Here is a 20,142-nt window from a genome sequence, read left to right as displayed (position 1 = left end):
GGCTCACTACCCCTGCAGCGCCTGCTCCTGACGACGGTGCTGCAGCGGGGATTCTCCAAAGTAGCGTTTATAGTCACGGCTGAACTGTGCCGCGCTGCGATAGCCCACCTTCAATGCCGCCTGATTGACGTTGTGCCCCTGCTGGGACAGAAGCTGCTGGGCTTTGATCAGCCGCAGCCGCTTCAGATACTGGGCGGGGGAGGCGCGGGTGATCTGCTTGAAGTACTGATGAAACGTCGAGACGCTCATGCTGGCCTGCTGCGCCAACTGCTCGACGGTAAACTCATCGGCAAAGCTTACGTGAAGTCTGGACAGCACCTGCACAATGCGTGAATAGTGCCCCTGGCCATTCACCAGTGCTCTAAGCGCTGGCCCCTGTTCTCCCTTGAGTGCCTCGAACACCACCTCGCGAATGCGTGCCGCGCCCATGATGGAACACTCCGTTTCACATCTCAGTGTGCCTGCCAGCCGGCCGACTGCATCCTGCATGCCCGCAGTCATGGCCACCGATGCCATGGGCATTGGGGAAGGGGTGGGGGCACTGATGTCGCCCATGGTCATGACCATTTCGCTTAACAGCGCCGGGTCCAGTTTGACGGAAATACCCAGCAGCGGTGCCTCGGGTGAACCGTGGGTTTCACACTCGAAAGGTAGTGGCAGGGTTTGCACCAAGTACTGGCCGGGGTTGTAGTGAATTTCACGATCACCCAGATAGCCCACTTTCCGGCCTTGGGCGATAACGGTCAGGCTGGGTTCGTAGAGCAGCGGCGTACGTACCTGGTGGCGGCCCAGGCAGAGCAGTGAGACGCCCGGCAGGCGTGTCTGGGTGATCCCATCGGCCTTGGTCAGCGCGGCGATGGTGCGCGCTAACGGCGGTTGGTTTGCAAGCAGCGTGCTCATGAAGGCCCGTCAGAAGTGTTGGAGGGTAGAGTGAATCGGACAATAATGACGAAATATAGCAATTTTTTGTTATTTTATCACATATATTCGGAGTAATAGGCAAGAAATACGGAGCTTAGCCCATCGTTATTGCGCCCCAATCGGCGAATAATGATCAGGCGTCCTCATGGTCAAGAGGATCACCGATGAAAGGAGTTGTATCTGATGAGCCAAGCTAAATCCTACGCTGCCTTTGCAGCGGATAAACCGTTAGCCCCTTTTTCATTCGAGCGCCGCGAGCCGCGCTCCGATGATGTCGCCATCGAGATTCTCTACTGCGGCGTTTGCCACAGCGATCTGCACTTTGCGCGCAACGACTGGGGCATGAGCCAGTACCCGGTGGTCCCTGGTCATGAAATCGTGGGCCGGGTCACCGCCGTGGGTGACAAGGTGAGCCGTTTGAAGGCGGGCGACTTGGTCGGGGTTGGCTGCATGGTAGACTCCTGCCGCACCTGCAGCGCCTGCAAGGATGGCGTGGAGCAGTACTGCCTGGAAGGTTTCACCATGACCTATGGCAGTGAAGACCGCGTGGACGGTACCCTGACCCAGGGCGGCTACTCGGATGCCATCGTGGTCAGCGAGCACTTCGTTATAAAAATGCCCGACGGTATCGACCTGGCTTCTGCCGCGCCGATTCTGTGCGCCGGTATTACCACCTATTCACCGCTCAAGCATCACGGTGTAGGTAAAGGTCACAAGGTGGGCGTGATTGGTATGGGTGGCCTTGGCCACATGGGTGTGAAGCTTGCCAAGGCCCTGGGCGCGGAAGTCACTGTATTTACCCGCTCTGACGCCAAGGTAGAAGAAGCCAAGCGTAACGGCGCCGATCACGTGGTGGTATCGAGCGATCCGGCACAAATGGAAGCCGTCGCGGAAACCTTCGATTTCATGCTGGACACCGTGCCCGTACAGCACGACCTGAACCCCTACCTTACGTCGCTTAAATACGACGGTACGCATATCATCGTAGGTCTTCTGGAGCCGATCGAACCGGCAATCGAAGCCTTCAACCTGGTGTTCAAGCGCCGGGTAGTGGCGGGCTCGCTGATTGGCGGCATCGCGGAAACCGAAGAGCTGCTCCAGCTGTGCGCCGAGCAGGGCATTACCTGCGATATCGAGATGCTGGATATCAATAATATCAACGAAGGTTTCGAGCGCATGGAAAAAGGCGACGTGCGCTATCGCTTCGTTATTGATATGGCAACGCTGAAGGACACCGCCGCTTAATCAAGTGGTGATGTAAACCACCCACCGCGGCTAAGCCTCGGTGGGTTTTTTTATGCCTACCCGTTATACATAGGTCGATAGTGCCCCGAAAAATGCTTCAGCTTGGTTTACTCTGGCCGACAGATATAAACAACCTATAAAAAAGCAAGGGGATCAACAAGATGAAGCATCTCTCAATTAAGTGGAGTTTGACCGCTGCGCTGGCCCTGATGGTACTCATGATCGGGCTGATCAGCGGGCTTGCGTTTTATACCAATCACACAAGCGGACGCGCCCTGGAAGAACTTGCCGATATCAACGTGCGATTGACCAACCTGGCTAACCGCACCCAGGTCAACGCACTAAGAGCACAGACCTTTCTGGATCGTTTTGCCAGCTTCAGTACTCAGGGCAACGCTGAACGCGGCCAGGACAGCCTGCTGCTGGCAACTCAAGCGGTAGCCGCGGCACAGGCGCGTTTTGAAGAGTTTCAAGCGCTGCCAATCCCCGAGGATACTGAGCTTGCTCGTTACCGCGAGGCGGTAGTGCTGGCCTATGAAGCCTTCGTTATTGAAGGAATCGTGCCGCTGCTCGAGGCTCCGCCATTTCAGGTACAGCGCCGTCAGGAGGCCTTGGGTGAAAGCAGTGCCCAGCTTGATGAAGCTATGGGAGACTTTATTGCCTATACCGAAGCCCGAGGGCAGCGCGTGATCGAGCAGGTGGACCAGCTGGCGCAAACGGTGGGTACGATCGCCTTGGCGCTGCTGGTGGTATCGCTTGTTGCCGCAATCATTATCCGCATGGCAATGATGCGGGGCGTCGTATATCCGCTTAATCAGGCGATTGCCCACTTTTCGCATATCGCCGATGGCGATCTGACCGGACGTATCGAGGCGCGTGGCCGTAATGAAGTGGGCCAACTGTTCAGCGCACTGGCGGCGATGCAGTCCAAGTTGAAAGCGTTGGTCGTTTCGCTACGCGGCAGTAGTGAAAGTGTATTCAGCGGCGCCGGCGAGATTTCGGCGGGCAGCCAGGACCTCTCTTCACGCACCGAACAGCAGGCGTCGGCACTTCAGCAAACCGCGTCCAGCATGGAGCAGATGTCGACCACGGTAAGTAGAAACGCAGAATCGGCGCAGGCGGCCGATGAGCTGTCGGCGGCGGCGTCCCAGTCAGCTGAAGCGGGGGGCAAGGAAGTTCAGCGCACCGTTACGCTGATGCGTGAAATCGCCGACAGTGCCAATCGCGTCAACGATATAATCGGAGTGATCGATTCGATTGCCTTTCAAACCAATATTCTGGCCCTGAATGCTTCCGTTGAAGCCGCCAGAGCCGGTGAGCAGGGGCGTGGGTTTGCGGTAGTGGCCAGCGAGGTTCGCTCGCTTGCCACCCGCAGCGCTGCCTCGGCGAAAGAGATCCGTAGCCTGATCGAGCAGACCACCGCGCAGATCACCGGCGGTGCCGAACAGGCCGAACGCAGTGGCAAGACCATTTCGCAGACGGTGGAGGCAATTGGCCAGGTCACCACGCTGATGGGCGAGATTTCCACCGCAAGCCGGGAGCAGAACGGCGGTATCGAGCAGATCAACGCCGCGCTGACGGAAATGGACTCGGTCACCCAGCAAAACGCGGCGCTGGTGCAGCAGACCAGCAGTGCCGCCAATGCCCTTGAAGGTCAGGCGCGCCAGTTGGCAGCGCTGATGGCCACCTTCCGGCTGGAAGAGCAGGCGAGCGGAGCAAGCACGGCGTCAGTGCCTGCGCCGCCGGCTATTTCAACGCCAAAGCAGGCACTCCATCAGCCGCATCGAGCGTCTTCTCGAAAGGCGCTGGCCGAGCCAGCTGACGAGTGGGATGAGTTCTAGGCGCAATGCCCTAGATATGGGCCGAAACCCGCAGACGCACGTAGTCGGCGGTCCAGTTACCCTGGCCATCACTCAAGCTGTGGGAGAGCAGTACCAGAGTATTGTCGATGATTGAATGACGTAGATCCTCTTCCAGCCCGTGCAGGAAGGGGTTGGCAAAGGTCTCTATCCATCCCGCCATGCCGGTAGGCAGCTGGGTAGGGCGGGGAATGAGCTCGATGCTATCGACCGTGAAACCTACGGTTTGCAGTATCTGGGCGTACTCTTCCGTGGTAGGGAAGTACCACGGGTGCCGTCCTCGGGCGCTGATGCCTCGAAACTGAAGCGAGGCAATCAGCGCCGTGCAGATGGCCGCCACGTTACCATGGCCGCCAAACTCCGCCACAAACCGCCCGCCCGGCTTCAATGCACGTTTCACGCCGGACAGAACCGCCTGAGGGTCCAGCATCCAGTGAAGCGCCGCATTACTGAAAACCGCATCGAACTCATGGTCAAAGGGGAGCTCGTGAGCATCGACGACGCGCGCGGTAACGCCACGCGCACGAGCGGCGGCCACCATATCTTCTGAGCTATCCACCCCCAGAACGTCAGCGCCCAGCTCTTGCAGGCGCTCGGTCAGAGCGCCATCACCACACCCCAGATCCAGAATTCGCTGGCCGGGTTGCGGCGAGAGCAGCTTGATGACATCGCTACCCATTTTAGGCACAAAGTCGGCATTGTGAGCGTAGTGGCCAGCGTTCCATTCCTGGCCTGGCGGATGAGGCGTACTGTTGTTCATGGCGGCGTCCTGGCATCGTTGTAGTGCACGGGAATTATAGAGAGTATAGCCCGAGGCGCCATAACATCTTCTTGAATCAACAATAATAGATGGCGCTAATTCTTGGCTATGAACAGGGGTGCCTGTTTGAGCATAAGCTTCCGACTCCTATATTGTCGAAGTGTCGTCGGGTTGGCTGACGCCCTCGTTATTACCTGCCACGATCTTTCTGAATGATGCGCTGGTCTCCTTGGTGGCCTACGCCGTTATGGGTATGGCTTTCTGAGGCCTTCGCAGGGAAGCGCGAGCTGGAAAGCGATGGAATGATGCGTGGTCAGCTGTGGTCTCATAAGCTGTCTGGCGCTTTACTGCTACCCTTGGTAGTGAACGCCAACCCAACAGGAGACAGGTAATGGCCGGAGGATGGGCAAAGGATGGTGCCGAGCAGGAACAGATCGAGAGAACGCTGGATGACGCCGTGGAACGGGCGCGCAGCCAGCTTCCGCGTGGTGAGAGCCGCCGGCACTGCGAAGAGTGTGATGCCGTGATACCTGAGGCGCGGCGCTTGGCCGTGCCGGGCGTTCGGCTGTGCATCAACTGCCAGAACGAGCAGGATAAAAAGCAGTCGAACGTAAGTGGCTACAATCGTCGGGGCAGTAAAGATAGCCAGCTTCGTTAGTTGTATTTTAAAGCGCTGCCCTCATTAGGTGAGTACTCACGCGGCGCCGCGACGTCATGGCGGGCGCCGAATTTAAAGCCGCTCTTCGTAAGCGAGGTATCATGAACGACGTTATCAACCTGATGAAATCCCACCGTTCCATTCGCAAGTTCACAGATCGTCCCATTGCTCGGGAGCTTCTCGTCGAATTGATTCAGGCAGGCCAGGGCGCGGCCACCTCAAGCCATGTTCAGGCTTATACGGTTATCCATGTGAAGAATCAGGCCAATCGCGAGAAGATCGCCGAGCTGGCAGGTGGGCAGGATTACATCGCAAGCTGCGCAGACTTTCTGGTCTTCTGTGCGGATATGAAGCGTCCTACGGAGGCGTCTGAACGCACTGGCGCCAAGGTCGTGCGGGGCATGACCGAGCAACTGCTGGTGGCAACGGTAGATGTAGCGCTGATGGGGCAGAACGTAGCCACCGCGGCGGAATCAGAAGGCCTGGGTATCTGCTACATCGGCGGCATCCGTAATAATCCGCAGGCGATCAGTGATCTGCTAAAGCTACCCGAGCATGTCTATCCCGTATTTGGGATGTGCCTTGGATACCCGGATCATGACCCTGAGGTCAAGCCGCGCCTGCCAGTTGAAGCCGTGCTCAAGGAAGATTACTACACCGCCGACCCGGCGCTGGTTGAAGACTTTGATGCCACCATGCAGACGTACTACCAGTCGCGCAGCAGTGGCAATAAAGATTCCGACTGGTCGCATAACCTCACGCCGCTGTTTGATAACAAGTTGCGCCCGCATATGCGTGACTTTCTGATCGAACGCGGTTTTGAAATGAAGTAAGCCTCAAGGCACGCGCCGCCTGCTATCACGTCTGTCTTGACATCATTTACGTCGGAAGCGGTCTAATTCACTGTGGTCTTGAGACGACAGTGATAACCTGTAAGCCGCCGTTGTCGAGGAAGCATCATGCATAAGCTACAAGCAGGCCTTGGCCTGGTACTGTTATCCATGGTCGTGATAGCGGGATGTGGTGGGCCGGAAGACGAGCCTGCGCGCGAGCCATCTACACGGAGTGAGCAGCCGATTCCTGTCGAGCCCCCGGCAGGAGAGCAGCTCGAGCCATTAAACGTGGCAATCACCACGTCGGTATCGCTTAGAAGTGATCGCCGACTGGTCGTGCAAGGGCAAACCAATCTACCGGATAGCGCGCAGGTACAGGTAACCGTTGAGCGTGAGCTAAGCCGCGTTCGTTGGCAGTCACGCACGGCCGTCAATGATGGCCAATTCAGTGCCGGGCCTTTTGGTTCGGGAAGCGGATTGCCGGATGGAGGCTATATCGTGCGCGTACAGCTTTCTGAATCAAGCGTTCAGCCAGATACAGTGCGCGCGCGCATTGGCCCAAAAGGTGAATATCTGGCGGGAGAGCTGGTTAGCCAATCCCGCCATGGTTTAGGTCAGGTAGCCACCTACTCACGCCGTTTCTTGGTGGGGGATGAGCCAAGACGAACACGTGACCAGGTGGAGGTTAATTGAAAAGCTAGGGGGGAGATGCTTTAGACAGAACGCCAGTGGGCAAGCAGTACGGCATGAATGGCTGTATCAGCGGGTGCTTTGGTAAAATGCTCGAGCACAAAGCGCTCATCACGCTGGATAAGATAATGCCCTGCTTTATGAAACACGTGCGTTGGGCCAAGGAGCAACAAATCATTGGCCGCAACCGGTGCAAAGTCCGTATCAGGGCCGGGGGTAGCCATGACGCACGGAGCTTTCCAGTCGATATTCAAAGACAGGTAGTGCGGAACGGTAATCGTCGTTGCCTGCACCTGTTCCCAGGGGAGAGGGCCAGTATGAGTCAACGTCAATAACTGAGGGGCGGTATCACCTTCCAACAGGGTAGCGAGTGAGCAGTCCAGCGCTTCGGCAAGCGCAACCAAGCGCTCGTGGCCGATTTGCTTGATAGCTCCTGACTCCCAGTAAGAAATGGTGACATCAGACACACCCACCTTACGCGCCAGAGCAGCCTTGTTGAGCTTGGCCCTCAGCCGCAATTGCTTGATACGTGAGCCTAGCGATTCCATTTCGATTTCCTATTAATGAGCATTGTCAACTCGTTAAGTTTACTTTGCCGCACTTGCGGCGTTTCCAGCATACTAAGTGCATTTCAGTTGCTTTTTCATGCACAATCGCCAATTTTGGCGACAGCACAATACTAAGCGATTGTGCAAGACCGCGCATCTTGAAATCTATAACCTTATTACGTTTACTTTGACGGTTTTATACGCAAGTCGTTCCCTTCATCACGCTGTTGGTTGTACGCAGGGCAGGTATAATATCGCTACGCTTTCTTGCTATAAGGATGTCTCTATGACCGTTCGTACTCGCATAGCCCCTTCTCCTACGGGCGACCCCCACGTCGGTACGGCTTATATTGCGCTGTTCAATCTGTGTTTTGCGCGCCAGCATGGCGGGCAGTTCATTCTGCGTATCGAAGATACGGACCGTGTACGCTCAACGGCTGAGTCCGAACAGATGATTCTGGATTCGCTGCGCTGGTTGGGGCTTGAGTGGGATGAGGGCCCGGACGTAGGTGGCCCCCACGGCCCTTACCGCCAGAGCGAACGTGGCGACATTTACGCCCAGTACGCGCAAGAGCTGCTGGATGCGGGGCACGCCTTCAAATGCTATCGCACTGCCGAAGAGCTTGATGAGCTGCGCGAAGCGCGCAAGGAAGCGGGCCTGCAACTGGCCTTCAAGCCGGCTGATCTGAAGCTCGATGAAGCGGAGGTAGCGCGTCGCGAGCAGGAGAACTGGCCCTACGTGGTACGCATGAACGTGCCCAGTGAAGGCGTCTGCGTGGTGAAGGATATGCTGCGCGGCACCATCGAAGTCGAATGGGCGCAGATCGATGCTCAGGTGCTGCTCAAGTCTGACGGCATGCCCACTTATCATCTGGCGAACGTGGTGGATGACCACCTGATGGGAATCACCCACGTATTGCGCGGTGAAGAGTGGATCAACTCGGCGCCCAAGCACCAGTTGCTGTACGACTATTTCGGCTGGGAAATGCCCGAGCTGTGCCACATGCCGCTGTTGCGTAACCCCGACAAGTCCAAGCTCTCCAAACGCAAGAACCCCACGTCGATCAACTACTATCGCCGTATGGGGTTCTTGCCCCAGGCGGTGACCAACTACCTTGGCCGCATGGGCTGGTCGATGCCCGATGAGCGCGAGAAGTTCAGCCTCGCCGACATGATGGCGGAGTTCGATATTCAGCGCGTATCACTGGGTGGGCCGGTATTCGATCTCGAGAAGCTGACCTGGCTGAACGGCGTCTATATCCGTGAAGATCTGGACGATGAAGCGCTGCTCAAGGCGCTGCGCGAGTGGGCGTTCAATGATGCTTATGTGAAGCAGATTCTGCCCCAGGTGCGCCCTCGTGTAGAGACGCTTTCACAGGTAATGCCGCTGGCTGGGCACTTTTTCTCAGGGTTGCCGGCGCTGAGCGAGAGTGATTTTGAAAGCGTAAAACTTGAGAAAGAAGAGCTCGTGAAGCTGCTGCAATTCCTGGTATGGCGCTTTGAAACCGTATCTGCCTGGCACAAGGAGGCGCTGCTTGAAGAGGTGAAGGCGTTGGCGGCGCACTTCGATCTCAAGATGAAGGCGTTTCTGGCACCCGTCTTTATCGCGATTACCGGAAGCACCTCGAGCACTTCCGTCATGGATGCCATGGCGATTCTAGGGTCAGATGTGACGCGCGCGCGTCTGCGCAGCGCTATTGAAGTACTGGGCGGCGTATCCAAGAAACAGCTCAAGCGCTTTGAGAAAGAGTACCGCGACCTCTAGGATTCAGAGGTAGCAGCTTGGGGAAACGCCATTTTCTGTAGAGATTACAAATTTGGCGTTTTCCTGGTTGACGAAGGTAAGCGTAATCAGTACTATACGCTCCGTCTTCAGGACATGTGGGGCCTTAGCTCAGCTGGGAGAGCGCAACACTGGCAGTGTTGAGGTCAGCGGTTCGATCCCGCTAGGCTCCACCAATATTGTGAATCATCCATCAGTGATGATCGCAATGTCGTTGTTTGATGTAGATCCGTCCCATTCGTCTAGTGGTCCAGGACACCGCCCTTTCACGGCGGTAACAGGGGTTCGAACCCCCTATGGGACGCCATCTTTTTTGTCATATTCCCCCACCTTTTAGATACAGTAATGAGTCTCTTCATTTGCTGTGTTTTTGCCTTTCTGCTTACCTGAAAAATGGCGTGATTTGCCTATTTTTGGCGTATTTTTGCTTGACTTGTCCACGTTAGCTGATCATCCGCACCGAGTTGTGCACAACTCCTTGTTACCGCCGTAAAAAATATTCAATTAAGCTTAAGTTGTTATAAAACAAAGACTTAAAAGCGATCAAAAAATGATCAATTTAAGGCTAGGTCACTGTTCATGGCGATTGCGGGACGTTTTGTAGTGGTTATAAACAAGCTTATCCACAGATAGTGTGGAAAACCTTTTTTTGAGCCAATACCTAAAAATGTCAAGTATTATTACCCGTATTAATGCCGCTTTCTGGTGTGCTTTCGTCTACTGTGTCGGGCAACTCCAGGCTGACATGACCACTTGCCAATAGCGGCCCAGAAGCGTGCGTACAGCGAGCTGGAGTAAGCGCCCCTTCCGGTGGCCAACTTCCGGTCTGGCGGGCAGCAGTGACGCCTTGGGCGTTTCAGGGCAAGGCGGGTGGAGAAGTGACTTGCTATAAAACAGAAAGGCCACCCGTAGGTGGCCTTTCTAGGTACCGAAGCGCTTTCTTGAAAGGAAAGCGCGGTTGCGCGGTTACTTCTTGGGGTAGTCGCGCTGGTCGTGGCCAGTATAGAGCTGGCGCGGGCGACCGATCTTGTAGCTTTCGCTGAGCATTTCGTTCCAGTGGGAAATCCAGCCAATCGTGCGTGATACGGCGAAGATGACCGTGAACATGTTGGTGGGAATGCCCATGGCTTTAAGGATGATGCCCGAGTAGAAATCCACGTTCGGGTAAAGCTTGCGCTCAATGAAGTATTCATCTTCCAGGGCAATCTGTTCAAGACGCTTGGCGATCTTGAGCTGCGGGTCGTCGGCCAGGCCAAGCTCGGCCAGTACTTCATCGCAGGTCTCTTTCATTACCTTGGCGCGCGGGTCGAAGTTACGATAAACGCGGTGACCAAAGCCCATCAGCTTGAACGGGTCGTCCTTGTCCTTGGCTTTATCGACAAAGCGCTGGATGTTCTCTTCCGTGTCTTCGCCGATTTCATCGAGCATGGCAAGTACGGCTTCGTTGGCGCCACCGTGCGCCGGGCCCCAAAGTGCGGCGATGCCGGCACTGATGCACGCAAACGGGTTGGCACCGGTAGAGCCTGCCAGGCGTACGGTAGAGGTGGACGCATTCTGCTCATGGTCGGCGTGCAGCATGAAGATGCGATCCATGGCTTTCGCGTAGACCGGGTTGATCTTGTACTCTTCGCACGGGTTGCTGAACATCATGTAGAGGAAGTTCTCTGCATAGCTCAGGTCATTGCGCGGATAGTTGAACGGCTGGCCGATGTTGTACTTGTACGACATGGCCGCAATCGTGGGCATTTTCGCAATCAGGCGAATGGCACTTACCGTGCGATCCTCTTCCTTTGTGATGTCCATGTGGTCATGGTAGAACGCCGCAAGGCCGCCGACTACGCCACACAGAATGGACATCGGGTGCGCGTCGCGGCGAAACCCTTTAAAGAAGTTGTTGATCTGGTCGTGCACCATCGTGTGATTACGGATGCGTGCCGCAAAGTCTGCATACTGCTCGTCGGTTGGCAGTTCGCCAAACAGTAGCGTGTAGCTCATTTCTACAAAGTTGGACTCTTTGGCCAGTTGGTCAATGGGGTAGCCGCGGTGCAGCAGTACGCCCTTGCCGCCATCGATATAAGTGATGGCAGATTGGCAAGAAGAGGTGGCCATGAAGCCGGGGTCGTAGGTGAACAGGCCTTCGGCTCCCAGGCCGCGAACGTCAATAACGTCTGGCCCAAGCGTGCCGGAGTACATGGGTAGTTCGATCGTTTTATCAAGACCGTCTACCGTCAATGTTGCTTTCCTGTCAGCCATTCTGGCCTCCTTTCGGATTCGGGTTGGGACGTAAAGTCGTTGTTTCGCATACCGCGCCGGCGAAAAGGCTTGCCCACTATAGAAGCGTGCGACATTTTGTCAATTAGGCAAAACGCTAGGCGTAGGGCATGCAAACAAAGTTATGCAGAAATTATTTTTGTGAATAATGTTTGTATATAGATGATACTGATCATAGTAGCGAAGTGCTCGAGGTTTGACGACTCCTTAACAGGCTTACAAAACGATCAAGCCTCTGTCACTATATCGATGCTGCAACGCAAAATCGACTCGGGTTGGCCGCTTTTTTTTGCACCATAGTCGAGTTAGGTCCGAGTTCGGTTTGTCAGCAGGGGCGAAGGTTCTTATAATCCTCGGCGCGCGACCGGCAGGTAGGTGGTCGTGCTTGACTTGGCAAACGGCCGAGCCCCTTCCAGCAACCACTGCCCGCTCGGGCTATGCCCGACCTGTCGCAGAGCGGGCCAAGAGAGTGTGTATAAGCCGTGAATAGCAAACGACCCGTAAATCTAGATCTAACTACGATACACTTCCCACTTCCGGCGCTGACGTCGATCACCCACCGTATTACCGGTGTGATCCTGTTCGTTGGCCTGATGTTCGCTTTTTGGGCGCTGGGCAAGTCACTGTCATCTCCGGCAGGCTTTGATGAAGTCAGCAACGCACTTGCCAATAACCTATTGGCCAAGTTTGTTGCCTGGGGTCTGCTGTCCGCTCTGGCGTTCCATTTCGTGGCAGGCATCAAGCACCTGCTGATGGACGCCGACATTGGTGTGACTCTGGAAGGAAGCGTGCAAAAAGCGCAGATCACGGTAGTGGTCAGTGCGGTTCTGATTATTCTGGCAGGAGTCTGGGTATGGTAACCAATATCACAAGTTTTGGTCGCAGCGGGCTGTCTGACTGGCTGATGCAGCGCGTGTCTGCAGTGGTGCTGGCCGTATATACGGTTTTCATGGTGGCCTACCTGCTGTTTAACCCAGACCTTGACTACTACACCTGGAGCGGCCTGTTTAACCAAACGTGGATGCGGATCTTCTCGCTGCTGGCATTTATCTCCATTGCAGCACACGCCTGGATTGGCCTGTGGACCGTAACTACCGATTATCTCAAGTCCACTCGCCTGCGCGTGGGTGCCCAGACGCTGATCATTCTGGCCATCTTCGTCTATCTGGTGTGGGGCATTCAAATTCTGTGGGGAGCTTGATACATGTCTAACCTTCGTAGCCTGACGTTTGACGCCATTATCATTGGTGGCGGTGGCGCTGGCCTGCGCGCTGCTCTGGAGCTGGCCAAATCCGGTAAGAAGACAGCCGTTCTTTCCAAAGTGTTCCCGACACGCTCCCACACCGTTTCTGCTCAGGGTGGTATTACCTGCGCTATCGCCTCCGCCGACCCTCAAGACGATTGGCGCTGGCACATGTACGACACCGTTAAAGGCGGCGACTATATCGCTGACCAGGACGCGTCGGAGTACATGTGTTCTGAAGGCCCCAAAGCCGTATTTGAACTCGAGCACATGGGACTGCCGTTCTCGCGCTTTGATAACGGCCGTATTTACCAGCGCCCGTTTGGCGGTCAGTCCAAGAACTTTGGCGAAGGTGGCCAGGCAGCACGTACCTGTGCAGCAGCGGACCGTACCGGCCACGCTCTCCTGCACACGCTTTACCAGAACAACCTGAAGAACAACACGACGTTCTTGAACGAGTGGTACGCGGTTGATCTGGTGAAGAATGGCAGCGGTGACGTGGTGGGCTGTATCGCCATGTGTATCGAAACCGGCGAAGTCGTTCACGTTAAATCCAAGGCAACCGTACTGGCGACCGGCGGTGCTGGCCGTATCTTTGCATCGACCACCAATGCCTTGATCAATACGGGTGACGGTATCGGCATGGCGCTGCGCGCCGGCTTCCCGATGCAGGACATGGAAATGTGGCAGTTCCACCCGACCGGTATTTACGGTGCAGGGACGCTTGTGACCGAAGGGTGCCGCGGTGAAGGCGGCTATCTGGTCAACAAGGATGGGGAACGCTTCATGGAGCGTTATGCGCCCAACGCGAAAGACCTGGCGGGTCGTGACGTTGTAGCGCGCTCCATGGTCATGGAAATTCTGGAAGGCCGCGGCTGTGGCGAGAAGGGCGATCACGTCTTCCTGAAGCTCGATCACCTGGGCGAAGAAGTGCTGGGCAAACGCCTGCCGGGTATCGTCGAGCTTTCCAAGACCTTCGCCCACGTTGATCCGGCGAAAGATCCGATTCCGGTCGTACCTACCTGCCACTACATGATGGGCGGTATTCCGACCAATATTCATGGCCAGGCCATTCTCCAGGACGAAAGCGGCAACGACCAGATCATCAACGGTCTGTATGCCTGCGGTGAAGCGGCGTGCGTATCGGTACACGGTGCCAACCGCCTGGGCGGGAACTCTTTGCTGGATCTGGTGGTCTTTGGACGTGCGGCCGGCATGTTCATTGAAGGCGCGCTGAACGAAGGCATCGAATATCTGGATGCCTCCGAGTCTGACATCGAATCCGCCATGAAGCGCATCACTCGTTGGAACGAGTCTGAAGGTGGCGAGAGCATCCCTGCGTTGAAAGCAGAACTCCAGGACATCATGCAGACCTCTTTCGGTGTATTCCGCGAAGAGAAGAACATGGTGGAAGGCGTTCAAAAGCTTGCCGACCTGCGCGGTCGTATTGCCAACGCTCATCTGCCTGACAAATCCAACGCCTTCAACACGGCCCGTGTAGAAGCGCTGGAACTTGATAACCTGATGGAAGTGGCCGAAGCGACGGCAATCGCCGCCCTTGAACGTAAAGAGAGCCGCGGTGCCCATTCGCGTTACGACTACCCAGACCGTGATGACGTCAACTGGCTGAAGCACTCGCTCTACTTCCCGCTCACCAAAGAGCTGAAGCAGCGCGACGTCAACTTCAAGCCGAAAACAGTTGATACGTTCGAACCCAAGGTTCGTACCTACTAAGCTCCGTATTGACGAGAGGGAGTTACAATGTCCAATCTTCAGGTATCCGTATACCGTTATAATCCGGAAACCGACTCCGCACCTTATATGCAGGAGTTTCAGGTCGATACCAAGGGACGCGACGTCATGGTGCTGGATGTTCTGCACCTGATGAAAGAGCAGGATAGCGGTCTGGCGTTTCGTCGCAGCTGCCGCGAGGGCGTTTGCGGTTCTGACGGCATGAACATGAACGGCAAGAATGGTCTGGCCTGTATCACGCCGCTGTCAGACGTTGTGAAAAACAACAAGCTGACCCTGCGTCCGCTGCCGGGCCTGCCGGTCATCCGCGACATGGTCGTGGACATGGGTATCTTCTACAAGCAGTACGAGCGTATTCAGCCGTACCTGCAAAACGATACCCCGGCGCCGGCCATCGAGCGTCTGCAGTCGCCCGAAGACCGTGAAAAGCTTGACGGTCTGTACGAGTGCATTCTGTGCGCCTGTTGCTCGACGTCCTGCCCGTCGTTCTGGTGGAATCCGGACAAGTTCGTGGGGCCAGCGGGTCTGCTGCAGTCCTACCGTTTCCTGGCGGATTCACGCGATAACGCCACCCGTGAGCGTTTGACCGATCTGGAAGATCCGTTTTCGGTATTCCGCTGCCGCGGCATCATGAACTGTGTGGCGGTTTGTCCAAAAGGTCTCAACCCCACTCGCGCCATTGGCAAGATCCGTGAAATGCTGCTTGCAGATGCAACATAATCAGCCCATGAATAAATAAAATGCGTTTGTCACGCAACTTGTGGCGTTTTGCTACTTAAATCGTGACGCTTCGCTTGTTATCATAGGGTTTGTCATGAGGTGCGGCGACGCGTCGCACCTCTGGCCAGTCAAGTTTAAAAGCCGGTGCTGTACGTACCGGCTTTTGAGCATGAACTGAGTAGTATATTGATCAGGCTGTAAACACCAGATAAGTAGGGCTTCCGGCCTCAGGCCGATGCCGCCGGCAAATGTCCCGCCCCGCCGGCAGGGCAATAGCGATGTCGCCGCGTTTTTGCAGCGATGCCGATACCACCCCATCAGTGCAGGGTGACCGAGAGATGCAACAAGGCATAATGGAGTTAATGTGGCGTTCCTCTCACGTTAGTGGTGGCAATGTCCACTACGTGGAAGCGCTTTACGAGCAGTACCTCGACGATCCTGATACTGTCCCAGACGAATGGCGTAGCTATTTTGACCAGCTGCCACGTTCCGAGGGCAGTGCCTCCCACGATGTTCCGCTAAGCCCCATTCGTGATCAGTTCTACCAGCTGGGTCGAGAGAGTCGTCCCGGTCGCGCTGCGCCTGCAGCCGACAGCGGTGAGAACAAGAAGCAGGTGAAAGTCCTGCAGCTGATCAACGCGTATCGCTTCCGTGGTCATCAGAAGGCCGATATCGATCCGCTAGGACTGCGCAATCCCACCCCCGTCCCCGACCTCGACCTGTCGTTTCATCAGCTGACCAAGGCTGATCTTGACACCGAGTTCCAGACCGGCTCGTTTTTCCTGGGTATTGATAAAGCCCCGCTGCGCGACATCGTGGATGCGCTGGAGAAGACGTACTGTCGCTCCATCGGCTGCGAGTTCATGCACATTGTGGACACCGAAGAGAAGCGCTGGCTGCAGCGTCGCTTCGAGTCAGTACGCAGTGCGCCCAAGTTCAGCGACGATGTGCGCAAGCATGTGCTTGAGCGCCTGACCGCTGCCGAAGGCCTGGAAAACTATCTGGCGTCCAAGTACCCGGGCACCAAGCGTTTCGGTCTTGAGGGTGGTGAAGTCTTTGTACCGATGATGGACGAGCTTATCCAGCGTGCTGGCGGTTATGGTACCAAGGAAGTCGTTATCGGCATGGCGCACCGTGGTCGTCTCAATCTTCTGGTCAATATTCTGGGTAAGAACCCGGCGGATCTGATTGACGAGTTCGACGGCAAGAAGGTTATCGAGCGTGGTTCCGGCGATGTGAAGTATCACCAGGGCTTCAGCTCCAACGTCATGTCACCCGGTGGTGAAGTTCACCTGGCCATGTCGTTCAACCCGTCGCACCTTGAGATCGTCGCACCCGTGGTCGAAGGCTCGGTACGCGCACGTCAAGATCGTCGTAACGACCCGGATGGTGACAAGGTACTGCCGATCAACGTGCATGGCGACGCTGCCTTTGCGGGTCAGGGTGTGGTCATGGAGACATTCCAGATGTCCCAGACGCGCGCCTACAAGACCGGCGGCACCGTGCATATCGTGATCAACAACCAGGTGGGTTTCACGACGTCCAACCCGCTGGATGCACGCTCGACCGAATACTGCACTGATATCGCCAAGATGGTTCAGGCGCCGATTTTCCATGTCAACGGCGACGACCCGGACGCGGTTCTGCACGTTACCCAGGTAGCGCTTGATTACCGTCAGCAGTTCAAGAAGGACGTGGTCATCGACCTCGTCTGCTATCGCCGTCGTGGTCACAACGAAGCGGATGAGCCGTCAGGCACCCAGCCGCTGATGTATGCCAAGATCAAGGATCACGCCTCCTCGCGCACGGTATACGCCAAGCGTCTGGTAGACGAGGGCGTGCTGTCCGAAGACGACGCCAAGGCGATGACCGAAACCTATCGCGATGATCTGGTTGCCGGCAACCACGTGGCCAACGCGTTGGTACAAGAACCCAACAAGTCCCTGTTTGTGGATTGGGCGCCGTACCTGGGTCACGAGTGGTCAGGGGATGCCGATACCTCCATCGACATGAAGCGTCTTCAGCAGCTGGCGGCCAGAATGTGCGAGATCCCGGATGGGGTCGAAGTACAGCGTCAGGTTTCCAAGATCTATGAAGACCGCCGCAAGATGCAGGCCGGCGGCATGCCGATGAACTGGGGCTTTGCTGAAACGCTGGCTTACGCCACGCTGCTGGATCAGGGCCATCCTATCCGTATTACCGGCCAGGATGTAGGCCGCGGTACGTTCTCGCACCGCCACGCCGTGATTCACAACCAGAAAGATGGCTCCACCTACGTGCCGCTGCAGAACATGGCCGATGGTCAGCCGCGCTTCACCATTCACGACTCGATCCTTTCGGAAGAAGCCGTGCTGGCGTTCGAGTACGGCTACTCCACCACTGCGCCCAATGATCTGGTTATCTGGGAAGCCCAGTTTGGTGACTTCTTCAACGGTGCTCAGGTAGTGGTCGACCAGTTCATCTCCTCGGGCGAAAGCAAATGGGGCCGCCTGTGTGGCCTGACCATGCTGCTGCCCCATGGCTATGAAGGCCAGGGCCCCGAGCATTCGTCCGCGCGTCTCGAGCGTTTCCTGCAGATGTGTGCCGAGCACAACATGCAGGTTTGTGTGCCGACAACGCCGGCGCAGATCTTCCATCTGCTGCGTCGTCAGGTCATCCGCCCGCTGCGCAAGCCGCTGATCGTCATGTCGCCCAAATCGCTTCTGCGTCACAAGGAAGCGGTATCGAGCCTTGAAGATCTGGCGCATGGCAAGTTCCAGATGGTGCTGCCGGATCAGGCGGATCTCGCTGCTGAAAGCGTCACCCGCATTGTTCTGTGTTCGGGCAAGGTCTACTACGACCTGGCCGCCTGGCGTACCGAGAACGAGCGTAACGATACGGCCATCATTCGTCTCGAGCAGCTCTACCCCTTCCCGAAAGAAGAGCTTCTGGAAGTGCTCCAGGCCTACGTCAATGTGGAAGACATTGTCTGGTGTCAGGAAGAGCCCTTGAATCAGGGCGCCTGGTATTCAAGCCAGCACCACATGCGTACAGTGGCCGATATGCTCAAGGACGGCCTGGGACGCGAGTTGAAATTTGCCGGACGTCCTGCCTCTGCCGCGCCGGCAGCGGGCTACATGTCCGTTCACACTGAACAGCAGCGCCAGCTGGTGGAAGACGCTTTCAATCTGTAAAGCGCCCACCGGATTTAGAGAACATATAAGGGAAACGACATGGCTACTGATATCAAAGCGCCAACCTTTCCGGAATCCGTTGCCGAAGGAACCGTGGCAGCGTGGCACAAAAAGCCGGGTGATAGCGTCGAACGCGACGAGCTGATCGTCGAGATCGAGACCGACAAGGTGGTGCTGGAAGTCGTTGCACCGGAAGCGGGTACCTTGACCGACGTGATGGCCGAAGAGGGCGATACCGTCGAGTCCGAGCAGGTACTGGGCAAGATCGGTGAAGGCAGCGCCTCAGGCGACAGCGGCAAGAAAGAAGAAAAATCTTCTGACGATGCCGGGAAGTCCGAGAAGCAATCCGGCGACCAGAAAGACGAAAAGCAGGACGAGAAGAAATCCAGCGGCGGCGGCAAGCAGCACGACGTCAAGGCACCGAGCTTCCCTGAGTCCATCCAGGAAGGCACCGTTGCGACCTGGCACAAGAAGGTCGGTGAAGCGGTCAAGCGCGATGAAGTGCTGGCCGATATCGAAACCGATAAAGTTGTGCTTGAAGTGGTCGCACCGGCTGACGGCGCACTGGCCGAGATCAAGGCCGAAGAAGGCAGCCAGGTAGAGTCCGAAGCGATTCTGGCGACCTTTACCGAAGGCGGTGGCAGTGATGTGGCCAGCGCCACTGACGAGAAGCCCGCCGCTTCTGCCGATAACGGCGAAAGCGACGAGAAGATTGGCGACAAGATCGTGGCCCCGGCAGCGCGCAAGCTGATTGCCGAGCACGATCTGGACGTGGCCAAGATCGAAGGCACCGGCAAGGGCGGTCGCGTTCTGAAGGAAGACGTTCAGAAAGCCGTGAAAGATGGCTCTGCCAAGAAAGTGGCGAAGTCCTCTTCTGCACCGGCCAAGGCAGCGGCCCCGGCGGCTGAAGGCGAGCGCGCCGAGAAGCGTGTGCCGATGACGCGCCTGCGTCAGACCATCGCCAAGCGCCTGGTTCAGGCGCAGCAGACGGCTGCCATGCTGACCACGTACAACGAAGTGGACATGACCGAGATCATGGCCCTGCGTGCGCAGTACAAGGATACTTTCCAGAAGGCTCACGATATCAAGCTGGGCTTCATGGGCTTCTTCGTGAAAGCGGCTTCTGAAGCGCTCAAGCGCTTCCCGGACGTCAACGCCTCGATCGACGGTACCGACATCGTCTATCACGGCTATCAGGATATCGGTGTAGCGGTATCTACCGACCGTGGTCTGGTCGTACCGGTACTGCGTGATACCGACAGCATGAAGATTGCCGACGTCGAGCGCACTATCGTCGATTTCGGCAAGCGCGGTCGTGATGGCAAGCTGGGCATGGATGACATGATCGGCGGTACCTTCACCATCACCAACGGCGGTACGTTCGGCTCACTGATGTCGACGCCGATCATCAATCCGCCGCAGACCGCCATTCTGGGTATGCACAAGATTCAGGATCGCCCGATGGCGATCAATGGCAAGGTTGAGATTCGCCCCATGATGTATCTGGCGCTCTCCTACGACCACCGCATGATTGATGGTAAAGACGCCGTTCGCTTCCTGGTAACGATTAAAGAGTTGCTGGAAGACCCTGCACGCCTGCTGCTGGACGTCTAAGGTACACAGGTATCGTATCTTCGCGTATTGATATTGCCATACGCGCCACCATAGTTATGCAGTCGCACACAG

General features: G+C 56.5%; 16 protein-coding genes and 2 tRNA genes. 14 read left to right on the top strand and 4 right to left on the bottom strand.

The features are described 5' to 3' along the window. Window positions 1–6 precede the first annotated feature (6 nt). Window positions 7–900 carry an AraC family transcriptional regulator gene (locus tag B0H98_RS02515; RefSeq protein WP_106373479.1) on the bottom strand — a complete coding sequence of 298 codons (894 nt, stop codon included), beginning with the start codon at window positions 898–900 and terminating at the stop codon, window positions 7–9. Window positions 901–1,104: 204 nt separating this feature from the next. Between B0H98_RS02515 and B0H98_RS02510 the strand changes: the two genes are divergently transcribed. Both B0H98_RS02510 and B0H98_RS02505 read left to right on the top strand, forming a co-directional pair. After that, a complete protein-coding gene (locus B0H98_RS02510; RefSeq protein ID WP_106373478.1) occupies window positions 1,105–2,166 on the top strand; it encodes an NAD(P)-dependent alcohol dehydrogenase in 1,062 nt (353 codons plus the stop codon). Window positions 2,167–2,327: 161 nt separating this feature from the next. Continuing rightward, window positions 2,328–4,007, top strand: coding sequence for a methyl-accepting chemotaxis protein (locus B0H98_RS02505; RefSeq protein WP_106373477.1), 1,680 nt, complete (start codon window positions 2,328–2,330; stop codon window positions 4,005–4,007). 10 nt (window positions 4,008–4,017) lie between these two features. Here the strand turns inward: B0H98_RS02505 and B0H98_RS02500 are convergent, their stop codons facing one another. Further along, window positions 4,018–4,785 (bottom strand): class I SAM-dependent methyltransferase, encoded by a 768-nt coding sequence (locus B0H98_RS02500; protein ID WP_106373476.1) that lies wholly within the window; start codon window positions 4,783–4,785, stop codon window positions 4,018–4,020. Between the two features lie 391 nt (window positions 4,786–5,176). On the opposite strand from B0H98_RS02500, the gene B0H98_RS02495 reads away from it, so the two are divergent. The 3 genes from B0H98_RS02495 to B0H98_RS02485 all read left to right on the top strand — a co-directional run bounded on the left by B0H98_RS02495 (window position 5,177) and on the right by B0H98_RS02485 (window position 6,969). After that, window positions 5,177–5,443 carry a DksA/TraR family C4-type zinc finger protein gene (locus B0H98_RS02495; RefSeq protein WP_106373475.1) on the top strand — a complete coding sequence of 89 codons (267 nt, stop codon included), beginning with the start codon at window positions 5,177–5,179 and terminating at the stop codon, window positions 5,441–5,443. Window positions 5,444–5,544: 101 nt separating this feature from the next. Then, on the top strand, window positions 5,545–6,276 hold the full coding sequence (gene nfsA / locus B0H98_RS02490; RefSeq protein WP_106373869.1) for an oxygen-insensitive NADPH nitroreductase: 732 nt from the start codon (window positions 5,545–5,547) through the stop codon (window positions 6,274–6,276). Window positions 6,277–6,402: 126 nt separating this feature from the next. Then, the gene (locus tag B0H98_RS02485) at window positions 6,403–6,969 is read left to right on the top strand and encodes a hypothetical protein (protein ID WP_106373474.1); all 567 of its coding nucleotides are present in this window, start codon (window positions 6,403–6,405) and stop codon (window positions 6,967–6,969) included. A 20-nt stretch (window positions 6,970–6,989) separates the two neighbouring features. Here B0H98_RS02485 and B0H98_RS02480 read toward each other — a convergent pair whose 3' ends face one another. Beyond that, on the bottom strand, window positions 6,990–7,514 hold the full coding sequence (locus tag B0H98_RS02480) for a helix-turn-helix domain-containing protein (RefSeq protein WP_106373473.1): 525 nt from the start codon (window positions 7,512–7,514) through the stop codon (window positions 6,990–6,992). 286 nt (window positions 7,515–7,800) lie between these two features. Between B0H98_RS02480 and gltX the strand changes: the two genes are divergently transcribed. From gltX to B0H98_RS02465, 3 genes are all read left to right on the top strand, one after another. After that, a complete protein-coding gene (gene gltX, locus B0H98_RS02475; protein ID WP_106373472.1) occupies window positions 7,801–9,279 on the top strand; it encodes a glutamate--tRNA ligase in 1,479 nt (492 codons plus the stop codon). A gap of 118 nt (window positions 9,280–9,397) precedes the next feature. Then, window positions 9,398–9,473 (top strand) — tRNA-Ala (locus B0H98_RS02470). A 55-nt stretch (window positions 9,474–9,528) separates the two neighbouring features. Next, window positions 9,529–9,604: transfer RNA gene (locus B0H98_RS02465), tRNA-Glu, on the top strand. Between the two features lie 659 nt (window positions 9,605–10,263). Here B0H98_RS02465 and gltA read toward each other — a convergent pair. Then, window positions 10,264–11,550 carry a citrate synthase gene (gltA, locus tag B0H98_RS02460; RefSeq protein WP_106373471.1) on the bottom strand — a complete coding sequence of 429 codons (1,287 nt, stop codon included), beginning with the start codon at window positions 11,548–11,550 and terminating at the stop codon, window positions 10,264–10,266. A gap of 500 nt (window positions 11,551–12,050) precedes the next feature. Here gltA and sdhC point away from each other — a divergent pair, with 500 nt between their 5' ends. From sdhC to odhB, 6 genes are all read left to right on the top strand, one after another. Then, complete coding sequence (gene sdhC / locus B0H98_RS02455) at window positions 12,051–12,428, top strand: succinate dehydrogenase, cytochrome b556 subunit (protein ID WP_106373470.1); 378 nt, start codon at window positions 12,051–12,053, stop codon at window positions 12,426–12,428. Beyond that, window positions 12,422–12,769 carry a succinate dehydrogenase, hydrophobic membrane anchor protein gene (gene sdhD / locus B0H98_RS02450; protein ID WP_106373469.1) on the top strand — a complete coding sequence of 116 codons (348 nt, stop codon included), beginning with the start codon at window positions 12,422–12,424 and terminating at the stop codon, window positions 12,767–12,769. The genes sdhC and sdhD overlap by 7 nt, the downstream gene beginning before the upstream one ends. Before the next feature lie 3 nt (window positions 12,770–12,772). Further along, window positions 12,773–14,545: a succinate dehydrogenase flavoprotein subunit gene (gene sdhA / locus B0H98_RS02445; protein WP_106373468.1), complete on the top strand. Its 1,773-nt coding sequence runs from the start codon at window positions 12,773–12,775 to the stop codon at window positions 14,543–14,545. Window positions 14,546–14,572: 27 nt separating this feature from the next. Next, window positions 14,573–15,283 (top strand): succinate dehydrogenase iron-sulfur subunit, encoded by a 711-nt coding sequence (locus B0H98_RS02440; protein WP_106373467.1) that lies wholly within the window; start codon window positions 14,573–14,575, stop codon window positions 15,281–15,283. A 338-nt stretch (window positions 15,284–15,621) separates the two neighbouring features. After that, a complete protein-coding gene (locus tag B0H98_RS02435) occupies window positions 15,622–18,456 on the top strand; it encodes a 2-oxoglutarate dehydrogenase E1 component (RefSeq protein ID WP_106373868.1) in 2,835 nt (944 codons plus the stop codon). 39 nt (window positions 18,457–18,495) lie between these two features. Continuing rightward, complete coding sequence (odhB, locus tag B0H98_RS02430; protein ID WP_106373466.1) at window positions 18,496–20,070, top strand: 2-oxoglutarate dehydrogenase complex dihydrolipoyllysine-residue succinyltransferase; 1,575 nt, start codon at window positions 18,496–18,498, stop codon at window positions 20,068–20,070. Window positions 20,071–20,142 lie beyond the last annotated feature (72 nt).

Origin of the sequence: Vreelandella songnenensis (genome assembly GCF_003002925.1) — a bacterium.
Classification (GTDB): domain Bacteria; phylum Pseudomonadota; class Gammaproteobacteria; order Pseudomonadales; family Halomonadaceae; genus Vreelandella; species Vreelandella songnenensis.
Note: the sequence above shows the minus strand (reverse complement) of the source record. Positions and strands in the feature narration are given on the sequence as shown.